8 protein-coding genes are annotated in these 13,447 nt (G+C 70.0%); 6 read left to right on the top strand and 2 right to left on the bottom strand.

Translation table 11 applies throughout. From position 1 onward, the window contains the following. The first annotated feature begins 15 nt into the window (after positions 1–15). On the top strand, positions 16–1,203 hold the full coding sequence (gene mnmA, locus FK267_RS06920; protein WP_141406746.1) for a tRNA 2-thiouridine(34) synthase MnmA: 1,188 nt from the start codon (positions 16–18) through the stop codon (positions 1,201–1,203). A gap of 142 nt (positions 1,204–1,345) precedes the next feature. Continuing rightward, on the top strand, positions 1,346–3,658 hold the full coding sequence (locus FK267_RS06915; RefSeq protein WP_141406745.1) for a hypothetical protein: 2,313 nt from the start codon (positions 1,346–1,348) through the stop codon (positions 3,656–3,658). Between the two features lie 86 nt (positions 3,659–3,744). Here FK267_RS06915 and FK267_RS06910 read toward each other — a convergent pair whose 3' ends face one another. Continuing rightward, positions 3,745–4,725, bottom strand: a complete 981-nt coding sequence (locus FK267_RS06910) for an electron transfer flavoprotein subunit alpha/FixB family protein (RefSeq protein WP_075377970.1) — start codon at positions 4,723–4,725, stop codon at positions 3,745–3,747. A gap of 97 nt (positions 4,726–4,822) precedes the next feature. Further along, a complete protein-coding gene (locus FK267_RS06905) occupies positions 4,823–5,581 on the bottom strand; it encodes an electron transfer flavoprotein subunit beta/FixA family protein (protein ID WP_043538137.1) in 759 nt (252 codons plus the stop codon). Positions 5,582–5,784: 203 nt separating this feature from the next. Here FK267_RS06905 and glgX point away from each other — a divergent pair, with 203 nt between their 5' ends. The 4 genes from glgX to FK267_RS06885 all read left to right on the top strand — a co-directional run bounded on the left by glgX (position 5,785) and on the right by FK267_RS06885 (position 13,440). Next, positions 5,785–8,202: a glycogen debranching protein GlgX gene (gene glgX / locus FK267_RS06900; RefSeq protein ID WP_141406744.1), complete on the top strand. Its 2,418-nt coding sequence runs from the start codon at positions 5,785–5,787 to the stop codon at positions 8,200–8,202. A gap of 43 nt (positions 8,203–8,245) precedes the next feature. After that, positions 8,246–9,973, top strand: a complete 1,728-nt coding sequence (locus tag FK267_RS06895; protein ID WP_141406743.1) for an alpha/beta hydrolase — start codon at positions 8,246–8,248, stop codon at positions 9,971–9,973. 63 nt (positions 9,974–10,036) lie between these two features. Beyond that, the gene (trpS, locus tag FK267_RS06890; protein WP_141406742.1) at positions 10,037–11,149 is read left to right on the top strand and encodes a tryptophan--tRNA ligase; all 1,113 of its coding nucleotides are present in this window, start codon (positions 10,037–10,039) and stop codon (positions 11,147–11,149) included. Between the two features lie 131 nt (positions 11,150–11,280). Beyond that, positions 11,281–13,440, top strand: a complete 2,160-nt coding sequence (locus FK267_RS06885; RefSeq protein ID WP_141406741.1) for an alpha-1,4-glucan--maltose-1-phosphate maltosyltransferase — start codon at positions 11,281–11,283, stop codon at positions 13,438–13,440. The last annotated feature ends 7 nt before the right edge of the window (positions 13,441–13,447 follow it).

Below are 13,447 nucleotides of genomic sequence, written 5' to 3'. Positions count from 1 at the left end.
CTGAAGGAGATCCTCGTGCGCGTCCTGGCCGCCCTGTCCGGTGGAGTCGACTCCGCCGTGGCCGCGGCGCGCGCCGTCGACGCCGGTCACGAGGTCGTGGGCGTCCACATGGCCCTGACCCGCAACCGGGCCCAGACCCGTTCGGGTTCGCGTGGCTGCTGCTCCATCGAGGACTCCGCCGACGCCCGCTGGGCCGCCCAGATCCTGGGCATCCCCTTCTACGTGTGGGACCTGTCCGAGGAGTTCGAGGAGCGCGTCGTGGCCGACTTCCTCGACGAGTACCGCGCCGGACGCACACCCAATCCCTGTGTGCGCTGCAACGAGCGCGTCAAGTTCGACGCCCTCCTGGAGCGGGCCCTGGCCCTGGGCTTCGACGCCGTCGCCACCGGCCACTATGCGCGCCTGAGCGGCGGCGCCTCCTCCGGCCGCCCCGGCGACACCACGGGCCTCACGCTGCGCCGCGCCGTCGACGCCGCCAAGGACCAGTCCTATGTTCTGGCCGTCTCGGGCCGCGAGGGCCTGGCCCGGGCGCTCTTCCCGCTGGGCGATGCCCCTTCCAAGGCGCAGGTGCGCGCCGAGGCCGAGTCCCGGGGGCTGCCGGTGGCCTCCAAGCCGGACTCCTACGACATCTGCTTCGTGGCCGACGGCGACACGCGCGGTTTCCTGACCCGCTCGCTCGGCGCCCACGAGGGCGCCATGGTCTCCCCCGACGGCGAGGTCCTGGGCACCCATCAGGGCTACTTCGGTTTCACCGTCGGCCAGCGCAAGGGCCTGGGTCTGTCCCGCCCGGCCGAGGACGGCCGCCCCCGCTACGTCATCGAGACGCATCCGGCCACCAACGAGGTCGTCGTCGGCCCCGAGGAGCTGCTCAGCCGCACCGCGGTCGACGGCGACGGGCTCGTTCTGCTCGCCGACCCCGAGCCGCTCACCACCGGCCCGGACACCGGCACCACCGATTCTGACGGCTCCCCCGCCGTCGGCTGGCAGGAGGCCAGCGTCCAGGTGCGCGCTCACGGCCGCCCGGTCCCGGCAAGGGTCCGCGTCGATGCGGCGCGCGGGCTCCTGCACGCCGACCTGGCCGTGCCCTTGCGTGGCGTGGCCGCCGGTCAGAGCCTGGTCATCTACGGCGGCGACGACGGCGACCAGGTCCTGGCCCAGGCGACCGTCGCGTCCGAGCAGTCCCCCAGCCACGCCGTCGCCTGACGTCCCACCCGGGCTGTGCCGGATACGGACATGACGGCACATTCCTACGGACATGTGCCCGCACGACAGGAAGTCTATTCAACCGATCGGTACGAATCTTATTCCGCCTCTCGGCCGGCCCATTTCCTTCTAGGCTGCGGTTATGTCTCCGTCTCCTGACTCCCCTGCTCCTGACTCCCCTGCTCCCGAATCGCCTTCCCCGGAGGCCCCCTCATCCACGACCCCGCCGCCTGCGGCGCCGCCCCAGGGGCCTCCTGCCCTCGCCTCACCGCCTCCGCCTCAGCGGCGCCGTCGGGCACGGCTCGGGATCCTCAGCGCCGTCGTCGCCCTGGTCCTGGCGCTCGGCGGTGGAGGCATCTGGGCGCTGACGCGCAGCTCCGACCCGCTCTCCATGGTCACGGCCCCGATCCTCCAGGCGCAGCAGGACCTGTCCAACATCGGTAAGGAGCTCGCGGCGGCACCCTTCGACGCCAACAGCACCACGACGATCACCAGCAAGCAGCTGACGATCCTGCGGGTGATCGCTGATCGACGTGAGGCACTGGTGGCTTTGAACCCGAGCTCATCGTCGTCCTACGCCGCGTGGCAGGTCCCCATCCCCGATAATCTGGCTGGCCAGTACCTCGACTGCCGGATGAACGCCAAGACCTTGGACTGCGGTGACCAGATCAGCATCGATCTGGCCTCGGGGATCAACTCCCCCGCCAAGCCCTCAACTGTCTCCGCCGAGGCCCCCACGGCGCCCGCCTCACCGGTTGCACCCCAGCCCAGTGACGCCCGCTCGGCCGCTCCCTCCCAGAGCGGGCCCTCGAAGATCCCCAATGGCATGGCCCCCACGAACCCCGTGGGCCCCGCGGCTCCCTCCGCCGCCCCGTCCTCCACTCCTGGCGCACCGGCGTCACCGAGCACGCGGGCGTCGGGACCGGCACCCGCCTCGGTGCGGCTGAGCGACACTCCCGGGGACGGAAAACCCCTGTCGGTCAGCTCCGACGGAACCGTGAGCGTCAACCGGGAGAAGGTCTCGGGGCTGAAGCTCGACGGTTCCAAGCCGGTGTGGGCGACCCGAGTCGAGGCGCCCCGCAAGCTCGTCAGTGTCAACCTGCCGATGAGCCGTGATGTCTGGGTGGTCAGTGACGGCGTCACGGTGGCCGGCCTGGACGGCAGCAGCGTGCTGTGGTCGAGCAAGCTCCCCGAGGGCGCGGGCGCTCTCAACACCTTGGGCACCGAGGTGGTACCCCGCTGGCAGACCAGCAAGGGGGCCCTCGTCATGGCCTACCCGGACTCGCTGCGCGCCCTCGACCCGGTCGACGGGAGCACGATCTGGAGGGTCTCCACCCCGGTGACCTCGTGGGCGGCCGGCGATGGCTACGTCGTGGTCTTCAACGGCTCGACGACGTCGGTCATGACCTTCGACTCCGGCTCGAGCTCGACCCGCGCCACGGCGCTGCCGACCTCAGCCCCGACCTCCGCAGCCAAGCCCGCCCCCAGCCTGGAGGAGCTGGGCGGCACCACCCTCGATGTCCCGACCGTTTGCGCCGACGGCTTCGCCTCCGTGGTCCGCGGCACGACGAAGTCGCAGGTGGTCGAGAAGATGAAGGATGACAAGACCAGCCTCACCTTCTCCAGCGGCACCGCGACCGCGGCGGCGGGCAACGGCCCTGGCGGAAGCAACTTCACCGTCGCGCTGAAGGAGGCTCAGCCGGGCTTCTTCGGCTCCTCCCCGGTGACGGTCGCGGTTCTGGAGTGCAACAGCGGCACCGCTGCGGCCTTCGACGTCATGGCCGCCTACAACGGGGACAAGCAGATGGTCGGCTCCCTCATCATGGAGGGCAGCAACGAGATCGGCTACACTCCGGCAACCCATATGGAGAACCTGCGCGTCGTGGGCGGAACCGTGCTGTTCAACATGCCCCAGCTCATGGTCGCCGGGGACATGGACTGCAAGGCCTGTTCCGGTTCGGGGACGGCCGCCGTCGCCGCTCAGTGGGACGGTGAGTCCCTGGCGCTGTTCGACGTCGTCTACCACCTCCCGACCCAGGACATCCACCGCCCGTCACTGGTCAAGGTTCAGGCTGTCTACGACGCCCTGGCTGCTAAGGAGGACAGTAAGGTCACCGACCAGGTCGACTCCGCGGTGCTCTCCTCCCTGGATGAGCCGGCCGGCTCCACGCAGGCCGGTGACGCCACGGCGCGCAGCGCCTACCTGCCCAAGGGAGGCAAGGTGGCCTCCTGCCTGCTGGCGGGCCCCAAGGACTCGTTGTTCGGGACCATGGTGATCTCTGAGGATCTGGCTCCCGGGTCGATCCTGTGCCCGATGACCTCGGAGGATCAGTCCAAGCCCTGGATGCAGCCGCTTCCCAACCACCGCGCTCAGTTCGAGTACGGGGCCTGGCTCATCCTCACTCCCAGTGAGGACGGCTTCAAGGTCACCGGACTGGGGCACCGGAGGAGCTGACGCCCCGTGCGCGTTGTGGGGGTGCGCCGTCGATGAGACGGGGCACCCCCACAATGTCATTGAGGACGAGGTCGTTGAGGACGAGCTCAGCCGCGCAGCCTGGCGAGCTCCTCGACGAGCTGGGGCACGACCTCGGTGACGTCGCCGACGACGCCGAAGTCGGCCATCTCGAAGATCGGGGCCTCGGAGTCGTCGCAGATGGCGACGACGGTGCCGGCCCCCTGGATGCCGCTGGTGTGGTGGACAGCGCCGGAGACGCCCAGGCCGATGTACAGGCGTGGGGAGATGGTCTCGCCGGTCTGACCGATCTGGGCGCTGCGCTCGATCCAGCCCTCGTCGCAGGCCACGCGGGTGGCTCCCACCGCGGCGTCGAGCGGCTGGGCCAGGGAGCGGACCAGGTCGAAGTCGCCGTCCACGCCGCGGCCGCCCACGACGACAGTGCGCGCCTCGCTCAGGACCGGACCGGAGGCCACGGAGGTGGCCTCACGCGAGACGAGGCGCACGGCGGCGGCCTCGGCGCTGACGGGGACCTCGAGGGGCTCGGCCGTCAGGGGCACCCCCTCAGTCGCGGCGACCTCGGCGATCCCGGGGCGCACGGCGATGATCGGTGCGTTGCCGCCCGAGGCGACGCCGGCGGTGGTGGACCAGGAGCCGGACAGGACCAGCTTGGAGGCGCGCAGCTCGGTGCCGGCGGCCTCCAGGGCGGTGACGTCGCTGACGCAGGCCGAGCCGAGCACGACGGCGGCCCGTCCGGCCAGCTCCTTGCCGCGGTAGTCGGAGACGACCAGGACCGCGGCGGGCTGGACGGCGCCGACGGCCGCCACGACGGCGTCGGCTGCGGTGGCGGGCAGGTGGGCGGCCTCACCCAGGTCGGCGGACAGCAAGCGGGTGGCTCCGGCGCCGGCCAGGGCCGCTGAGGCGGCCTCACCCAGAGGCTGGAGGGCCAGGGCGACGACGTCGCCGCCGGTCAGCTCCCGGGCGGCGGTGAGCAGCTCCAGGCTGGGGCCGGTGGGGGCGGCCTCGGTGGTCTCGAGGTCGACGAGGACGAGCAGGGGGGCATCGAGCATGGGAATCAGCTTCTTTCGCGAGTGGTAGGAGGCGAGCGGGCGGCGCGACGGCGTCCAGCGCCCCTGCCGGGACGTGGGCGGGCACTGCGGCCGGCCGTCAGACGAGCTTGTTCTCCACGAGCCAGGCGGCGAGCTCGCGGCCCGCCTCTCCGGCGTCGGTGCGGATGATGCCGGCCTCACGGGCGGGTCGGGCCTCGTCGTCGACGACGGCGACGGCCGGCTCGGCGATCTGAAGGCCGAGCTCGGAAACATCCCAGAAGTCGATGGGCTTCTTCTTCGCGGCGCGCATGGCGGCGAAGTTGGGGTAGCGGGGCTCGTTGGCCTGGTCGGTGACGCTGACGAGCGCGGGCAGCGGCGCACTGAGGACCTCGCGGACGGTGCCCACGGTGCGGGTGACGGTTACGGCGCCGCCGTCGACCTCGAGCCGGTTGGCCAGCGTGACGGCCGGAAGGTGCAGGGCGGCGGCCAGGGCGCCGGGCAGCATGGAGGTCATAGAGTCCAGGGAGGCCATTCCGGTGACGACCAGGTCGACCTCGCCGATGCGCTCGATGGCGGCGGCCAGGACCCGGGCGGTGGTGACGACGTCGGCGCCGGCCAGGTCGTCATCGGCCACGACGACCCCGGAGTCGGCCCCCATCTGCAGGGCGCGACGCACCCCGTCCTCAGCATCCTCCGGCCCCATGGTCAGGGCGATGACCTCGCCGTCGGCCTCCTCGGCCAGGGCGACGGCGGCCTCGACGGCGTTCTCGTCGAGCTCGTTGAGGACGTCCTCCTCGCCGCGCACGAGGCGGCCGTCCTCGATGCGACGCTCGGACTGGACGTCAGGAACGTGCTTGATGCAGACCACGATTCTCATGGGCTCAAGGTTGCCATAACAGCGGCATCTCGCCACTGAGCGCTCAGTCACCCTGACACGGCGTCAGGACAGGGATGAAGACGACGCGATGATGACGAGGCAGTCACAGCGGGTGGGTTGAACGCGACGGGGCGCACTCCCACGAGGGAGACCTCACGTCCCTTCAAGTGGTAGCAACCAGCGGCCGCCATGACAATGGGCCCATGCCTTCGACGCCAGAGCCCGCTCCAGCACCGCGCGCCGACCTGCCCGCAGCTCCCGACCACGGGCTGGGCGTCACCCTGAACGGAGATGGCGCGGACTTCGCGGTCCACGCCCCGCATGCCACGGCCGTGGACCTGTGCCTGCTGACCATGGATGCCGACGGCGCCGTGGTGGAGGAGACCCGGATCGGGATGCACGGGCCCTCGCGGGGCCTGTGGAGCGCGCACGTCCCCGGTGTCGGTGCCGGTCAGCGCTATGGCTACCGCGCCCACGGCCCCTGGAACCCGCACGAGGGCCTGCTCTACAACCCCCGCAAGCTGCTGCTGGACCCCTACGCCCGGGCCCTGGACGGCCACGTGGACCTGGGGCCGGCCGTCTACGCCCATGAGGTCACCGATGACCTGGTCCCTGCGGCCGAGCCGTGGAGGCCCTCGCGCCTGGACTCGGCCGGCAGCACCGCCGTCGGCGTGGTCACCGGTGACACCTTCCCGGTGGTTCCGGGCCCGCGTGTGCCCCGCGAGCGCGCCGTCATCTATGAGGCCCATGTCAAGGGCCTGACCTACCAGCTGCCCGGGGTGCCCGAGGAGCTGCGCGGCACCTACGCGGGGCTGGCCCACTCGGTGACGGTCGAGCACCTCAAGGCCCTGGGGATCACCACGATCGAGCTGCTGCCGATCCACGCCTCGGTGAGCGAGCCCTTCCTGACCAAGCGGGGCCTGAGCAACTACTGGGGCTACTCCACGCTGAGCTACTTCGCGCCCGAGCCCTCTTACGCCACGGCCGCGGCGCGTGCGGCCGGCCCGCAGGCGGTCCTGGACGAGGTCCGCGGCATGGTCTCCATGCTCCACGAGGCCGGCCTGGAGGTCGTGCTCGACGTCGTCTACAACCACACCTGCGAGGGCGGTGTCGATGGCCCGTCCTTGAGCCTGCGCGGCCTGGACAACCTGGACTACTACCTGCACGCCCCCTACCTGCCGGCGCAGTACATGGACGTCACCGGCACCGGCAACACGGTGGACTTCCGGGCCACGGGTGCGATCCGGCTGGTTCTGGACTCGCTGCGCTACTGGGTCACCGAGGTCGGTGTCGACGGCTTCCGCTTCGACCTGGCCACCACTCTGGGGCGCCACGCCGCGGAGTTCTCTCCGCGTCACCCGCTGCTCACGGCGATCGCCACGGACCCGGTGCTCAGCACGGTCAAGCTCATCAGCGAGCCCTGGGACGTGGGGCCCGGCGGCTGGCGCACCGGGCAGTTCCCCGAGCCCTTCCAGGACTGGAACGACCACTTCCGTGACACCACGCGCTCCTTCTGGCTGCATGACGCCTCGGAGATCTCCAAGGGCCGTCTGGGCTCGGACCTGCGAGACCTGGCCACGCGCCTGTCGGGCAGCGCGGACCTGTTCAGCCACGGGGAGTTCCCCGGTGGTCGCGGCCCGCTGGGCTCGGTCAACTTCGTGGCCGCGCACGATGGCTTCACCCTGCGCGACCTGGTGGTCTACGACCACAAGCACAATCTGGCCAACAAGGAGGACAACCGGGACGGCAACTCCAACAACCGTTCCTGGAACCACGGCTTCGAGGGGGACGTCGTCGAGGGCATCAACGGCGGCCCGATCGAGGTGCTGCGCCGCCGGTCGATGCGCAACCTGCTGGCCACCGTGCTGCTGAGCGCCGGGACCCCCATGCTGGTGGCGGGCGACGAGATGGGACGCACCCAGCAGGGCAACAACAACTGCTACTGCCAGGACTCCGTGCTCTCCTGGGTGGACTGGAACCTGGAGGTCTGGCAGCGCGACCTGGTCGCCACGACGCGATTCCTCATCCACCAGCGCCACAGCCACCCGGTGGTGCGCCCCTCGCGCTTCGCGACCGGCCAGGTCCTGGAAGGCGACGCGATCGCGGATCTGGCCTGGTACCGGGCGGATGCCGCACCGATGGACGGGGACTCCTGGCACGACCCGCACACTCGCGTCGTCCAGATGCTGCGCTCGGGCCACCCTTGGAACGACGACGACATGCTCGTGGTCATCAACGGCGCCCTGGACCAGGTCGATGTCGTCCTGCCCGAGGGACGCGGGACCGACTGGCACCTGGCCTGGGACTCGACCTGGGCGGTCCCCCAGCCTCACACAGCACCCTTCTCCCAGGCACGGCGCGTGAGCCGAAGCCCCCAGGACACCCAGGCCGACGTCATCATCGAGACGGACGGCTCCGGCGAGGTCAAGGAGGTCAGGACCACGGCCGCCGAACCCGAGGGCCGCGCCGCCGAGAGTCTCACGGACTGCCATCACGACCGGCCGGGCGACACGACGATGCTGGAGGCGCTGTCCCTGCGGATCTACTTCTCCGGCGAACCGCTGGAGACCCTCAAGGCAGGTCCCCAGACCGAACAGACTGAGGCAGCCGGTGCGAGCTAAGGCAGCCGCACCGGGTAGTTGATTCGGCATAGGCTGGCGCCCGATGCCGACATTTCCTCCCCCTGTTGAACGTGCCTGGGACCGTCTGCGGCCGGATCCGGCCGGACTGGTCCTGGGCTCAGTGTTCTTCGTCCTGGCACTGACACCGTCGCTCATCCCCCGCGACATCCTCTTTCAGGGGGTGGCCTGCGGGTTGTGCGCGGCATCCGGTTACCTCGTAGGCGTCTGGTTGTCGTGGAACTGGCGTACCTGGGTGAGCAGGGTGGTGCAGATCCTGTGGGAGGCCAGCGGCCGGAGTCTGCCATCCTGGGTGCCTCGCTGGAGACGACGGGTGGAGATAACGCTGAGCGTTATCGTGATTCTGGGGCTCAATGCGATCCTGCTGCAGGCGGTCCACTGGCAGCAGCAGGTGGCCTCCCTGACTGACTACCGCGCCTACTCGCCCGCGCAGTACCTGTTGGTCTTCCCCGTGGGCTTCAGCATCTGGATGACCCTGGTCATGGTGGGGCGCGGTTTCCTGCACCTGGAGGCCTGGTTGAAGCGGAACCTGCCACAGCGGATACCACTGCCGGTGCGCTCGGCATCCTCCTGGATCATCGTGCTCGTGCTGGTATTCACGCTGGTGAACCAGGCGATCCCGGGCATCATCATCCGGGGCGCGGAGTCGGCCTTCTCCGTGCGCAACAGCGCCGATCCGCCCTCGACGTCGCAGCCGACGGCGGCCGAGCGCTCAGGCTCACCGGACTCGCTGGTGTCCTGGGAGTCCCTGGGGGCCTACGGAAAGCGCTTCGTGGGCCGGGGCCTGAATGCGCAGGGCCTTGAGAAGGTGACCTCTCGGCCGGCCAGTGAACCGATCCGTGTCTACGCCGGGTTGGAGAGCGCCAGCAGTGACAAGGCCCGAGCCGCGCTGGTCGTTGAGGAGCTCAAGCGCACCGGGGCGGCCTCCCGCTCGGCGATCCTGATCGCCCCGACGACGGGGACCGGTTGGGTGGACCCAGTAGCGGCCCTGTCACTGGAGGTGCTCTACGACGGTGATACCGCGATCGCAGCAGCCCAGTACTCCTGCCTGCCCTCAGGAGTGCAGTTCATTGCCGACTCTGACAAGGCCCGAGCCTCTGGCAAGGCGCTGGTGACGGCTATCGTGGCCTGGTGGAAGACGCTTCCGGAAGGCCACCGGCCCCGGCTCCTGCTGTATGGGGAGTCGATGGGAGTGCTGGCCGGTGAGGCCGCCTTCGACAGCTTGGCCGACGTCCTGCACTCGGTCGACGGCGTCCTATGGGTAGGACCGCCCAACTCCTCGCGGCTGTGGCAAGACCTGGTGACACGGCGCGATCCGGGCACAAGGGAGGTAGACCCCACCTACTCGGCCGGCCTGACGGTGCGCTTCGCCCAGGACCAGGCGGACATGGAGGCCTTCGCCGGAGATAACAGCTGGGGAGACCAGAGGATCCTCTATATCCAGCATGCGAGCGACCCGGTGGTGTGGTGGTCGCCGAGGCTGATCCGTCAGACGCCGGACTGGTTAGGGGAGCAGCCAGGGAAGGATCGCTCCCCCGCTATGCACTGGATGCCTTACATCACCTTCTTCCAGGTGAGCGCAGACCTGCCGCGGGCGATGAACGTGCCTGCCGGGCACGGGCACCGCTATGGTGCCGAGATCCTCGATGGGTTGGCCCTGATCAGCCATGACAGCTCTTTCACTCCCGAGCGCGTCGCCCAGGCCCGCCAAGAGCTGGAGCGCGCCTTGGCCGCCCAGCCTGCCGATGACTGAGCCCGGGGCCGGGCGACGCCAGCCCCAGTCCGTCGCAACACCAGCACCCCCTAGGATGAGGCCATGACTCAGACCCCCACCGCGGCCGAGGAGGCCCTGGCCAACGCCACCAATGACGCCTCCCTGGCCCGATCCATCGCCCGCTCCGCCGAGATCGAGGCCGATATCGCCGTCAACCCCGGCCGCTACCGGATGTTCACCGGGGTCCGCCCCACCGGGAACATGCACCTGGGCCACTACTTCGGCACCATGCACTCCTGGAAGACGATCCAGGACGCGGGCGTAGAGACCTGGATCCTCGTGGCCGACTACCAGGTCATCACCGACCGCGACGGCGTAGGGCCCATTCGCGAGCGGGTCCTGTCCCTGATTACCGACGCCCTGGCGGTGGGCGTGGACCCGCAGCGCTCGACGATCTTCGCCCACTCGGCGGTCCCGGCCCAGAACCAGCTGATGCTGCCCTTCCTGTCCCTGGTCACCGAGTCCGAGCTGCACCGCAACCCCACGGTGAAGTCGGAGCTGGAGGCCACCGACGGGCGGGCTATGAGCGGCCTGATGCTCACCTACCCGGTTCACCAGGCCACCGACATCCTCTTCTGCCAGGCCAACCTCGTGCCCGTCGGGAAGGACCAGCTCCCCCACCTGGAGCAGGCCCGGCTCATCGCTCAGCGCTTCGACAAGCGCTACGGGCGGGCGGTCAAGGACCACCCGGTCTTCCGCCGTCCCGAGGCGCTGCTCAGCCAGGCCCCGATGCTGCTGGGCCTGGACGGGGAGAAGATGAGCAAGTCGCGCCACAACACGATCGAGCTGCGCATGAGCGCCGATGAGACCGCCAAGGCCCTCAAGAAGGCCAAGACGGACTCCGAGCGCGTCATCACCTATGACCCGGTCACCCGGCCGGAGGTCTCCAACCTGTTGATGCTGGCCTCCCTGTGCGGGGCGGGCGCTCCCGAGGAGATCGCCGAGCGCATCGGCGACGGCGGGGCGGGCACGCTCAAGAAGGTCACCACGGAGGCCGTCAACGAGTTCTTCGCCCCCATCCGGGCCCGTCGCACCGAGCTGGCGGCCAACGAGGACTACCTCCTGGAGGTCCTGCGGCAGGGCAATGCTCGGGCCAACGAGGTCGCTACCAGGACGCTCGACGACGTCCGCACCGCCATGCAGATGAACTACTGAGGGCCTGCCGGCTGCTGAACCGACCTGCCCAGCCACCCGATCGGCCCGGTTCGCGACGCGCGTACCGGGCCGATCCGCGCCCTGCGAGCCGGCATGTGACTCAGCTCGTTTCTCATCGTAGTCTTGTTCCTGTGACTCCGAACACGACGCCGATGGCCGGCAAGAAGCAGTCCACCCGTCCCTCCAAGTCCTCTGCCGCTCCCACCGATGCACCCGCCCAGAGCACCGGGACGCAGACCACGCCGGCGGTGCCGTCCGCGGCCTGCACGGCACCGCAGCCGGCCCCGTTCTCGCTGATCGGCCGGATCCCGGTCACGGAGGTCTTTCCCGTCGTCGAGGACGGACGCTGGCCGGCCAAGGCCGTCGTCGGCGAGGTCATCCCGATCCGCGCCACCGTCTTCCGCGAGGGGCACGACTGCTACGGCGCCACCGCGGTGCTGGTGCGTCCCGACGGCAGTGACGGCCCGAGCGCCCGCATGCACGACATCGCCCCGGGACTGGACCGCTATGAGGCCTCCGTGGCGCCCGACGCCCCCGGGGACTGGCGCTTCCGCGTCGAGGGGTGGTCGGACCCGTACGCCACCTGGAGTCACGACGCCGGCATCAAGGTGCCCGCCGGGATCGACGTCGAGCTCATGCTGGAGGAGGGCGCCCGGGTCCTGGACCGGGCGGTGGCCATCGAGGGACGTGACGAGGAGGGCATCAAGGCCCTCAACGACGCCGTATGGATCATGCGCGACCCCTCCAACCCCGTGGCCGACCGCCTGGCTGCGGGCATGTCGGACTCGGTCAAGGCCGCCCTGGAGCGCCTGCCGCTGCGCGACCACGTCTCCCCCTCCGCCGAGTACCCCCTCCAGGTGGACCGCGAGCGCGCCCTGATCGGCTCCTGGTATGAGATCTTCCCGCGCTCGCTGGGCTCGGGGGTCAACGAGGACGGCACCTGGCACTCGGGGACGCTGCGCAGCGCGACCGAGCGGCTGGACCGCATCGCGGCCATGGGCTTCGACGTCCTCTACCTCACGCCCATCTCCCCCATCGGCCTGACCAACCGCAAGGGCCGCAACAACACCCTGACGGCCCGTCCCGGCGACCCCGGATCCCCCTACGGCATCGGCTCCCCCGACGGCGGGCACGATGCCATCCACCCCGACCTGGGCACCTTCGAGGACTTCGACGCCCTGGTGGCGCGCTCGCGCGAGCTGGGCATGGAGGTGGCCCTGGACCTGGCGCTCCAGTGCTCCCCGGACCACCCCTGGGTGGCCGAGCACCCCGAGTGGTTCACGGTCCTGGCCGACGGCTCGATCGCCTACGCCGAGAACCCGCCCAAGAAGTACCAGGACATCTACCCCCTCAATTTCGACAACGACCCCGAGGGCATCTACCAGGCGATCCTGGAGGTCGTACGCACCTGGATCGCGCACGGCGTGACGATCTTCCGGGTGGACAACCCCCACACCAAGCCCCTGACCTTCTGGCAGCGGCTCATCGCCGAGATCCACGCCGAGTCCCCTGAGGTGCTGTTCCTGGCCGAGGCCTTCACCCGCCCCGCCATGATGCGCACCCTGGGCATGATCGGCTTCCACCAGTCCTACACCTACTTCGCCTGGCGCAACACCAAGGAAGAGCTCATCGAGTACATGATGGAGCTCAGCAAGGACACCGCCCACCTGCTGCGCCCGGCCTTCTGGCCCACGACGCACGACATCCTCACCCCCTTCATGACCAACGGGAAGGTGCCGGCCTTCAAGCTGCGCGCCGTCCTGGCGGCCACGCTCAGCCCGACCTGGGGCATCTACTCGGGCTACGAGCTGGCCGAGTCCACGCCGCGGCCGGGCTACGAGGAGCAGATCGACAACGAGAAGTACGAGTACAAGCCGCGTGACTTCGCCGCCGCCCGCCGCAACGGCATCGAGGACCTCCTCACGCGCCTCAATGCCGCACGGGCCGCTCACCCCTCGCTGCGCCAGCTGCGGGACATCTACTTCCACCCCACCAGCGACGACCAGATCCTCGCCTTCTCCAAGCGGGTGGATGCCTTCCACAGCCCCACGGGCAGGGACGACGTCGTCCTGACGGTGGTCAACCTCGACCCGTACGGGGCGAGGGCCGGCGAGGTCTACCTCAACCTGGAGGCCCTGGGCCTGCCGGGCTGGGTGGACGCCTCGCGCCCGGTGGTGCGGGTGACCGACGCGCTCACCGGAGACTCCTACGAGTGGTCGGGGCAGAACTATGTGCGCCTCGACCCCTTCGCCGGGCAGGTCGCCCACGTCTTCTCCGTGGAGCCGCTGTGAGCACCGA

This window comes from Actinomyces oris, from assembly GCF_006546825.1.
Classification (GTDB): domain Bacteria; phylum Actinomycetota; class Actinomycetes; order Actinomycetales; family Actinomycetaceae; genus Actinomyces; species Actinomyces oris.
This window is presented reverse-complemented; position numbering and strand designations above follow the sequence as displayed.

What these genes read in the sequence shown, in the direction of transcription:
- FK267_RS06895 (WP_141406743.1), top strand. Translation starts at nt 8,246, where the DNA reads ATGCCGACATTTCCTCCCCCTGTTGAACGTGCCTGGGACCGTCTGCGG.
- FK267_RS06915 (WP_141406745.1), top strand. Translation starts at nt 1,346, where the DNA reads ATGTCTCCGTCTCCTGACTCCCCTGCTCCTGACTCCCCTGCTCCCGAA.
- trpS (WP_141406742.1), top strand. Translation starts at nt 10,037, where the DNA reads ATGACTCAGACCCCCACCGCGGCCGAGGAGGCCCTGGCCAACGCCACC.
- FK267_RS06910 (WP_075377970.1), bottom strand. Translation starts at nt 4,725, where the DNA reads ATGCTCGATGCCCCCCTGCTCGTCCTCGTCGACCTCGAGACCACCGAG.
- FK267_RS06905 (WP_043538137.1), bottom strand. Translation starts at nt 5,581, where the DNA reads ATGAGAATCGTGGTCTGCATCAAGCACGTTCCTGACGTCCAGTCCGAG.
- glgX (WP_141406744.1), top strand. Translation starts at nt 5,785, where the DNA reads ATGCCTTCGACGCCAGAGCCCGCTCCAGCACCGCGCGCCGACCTGCCC.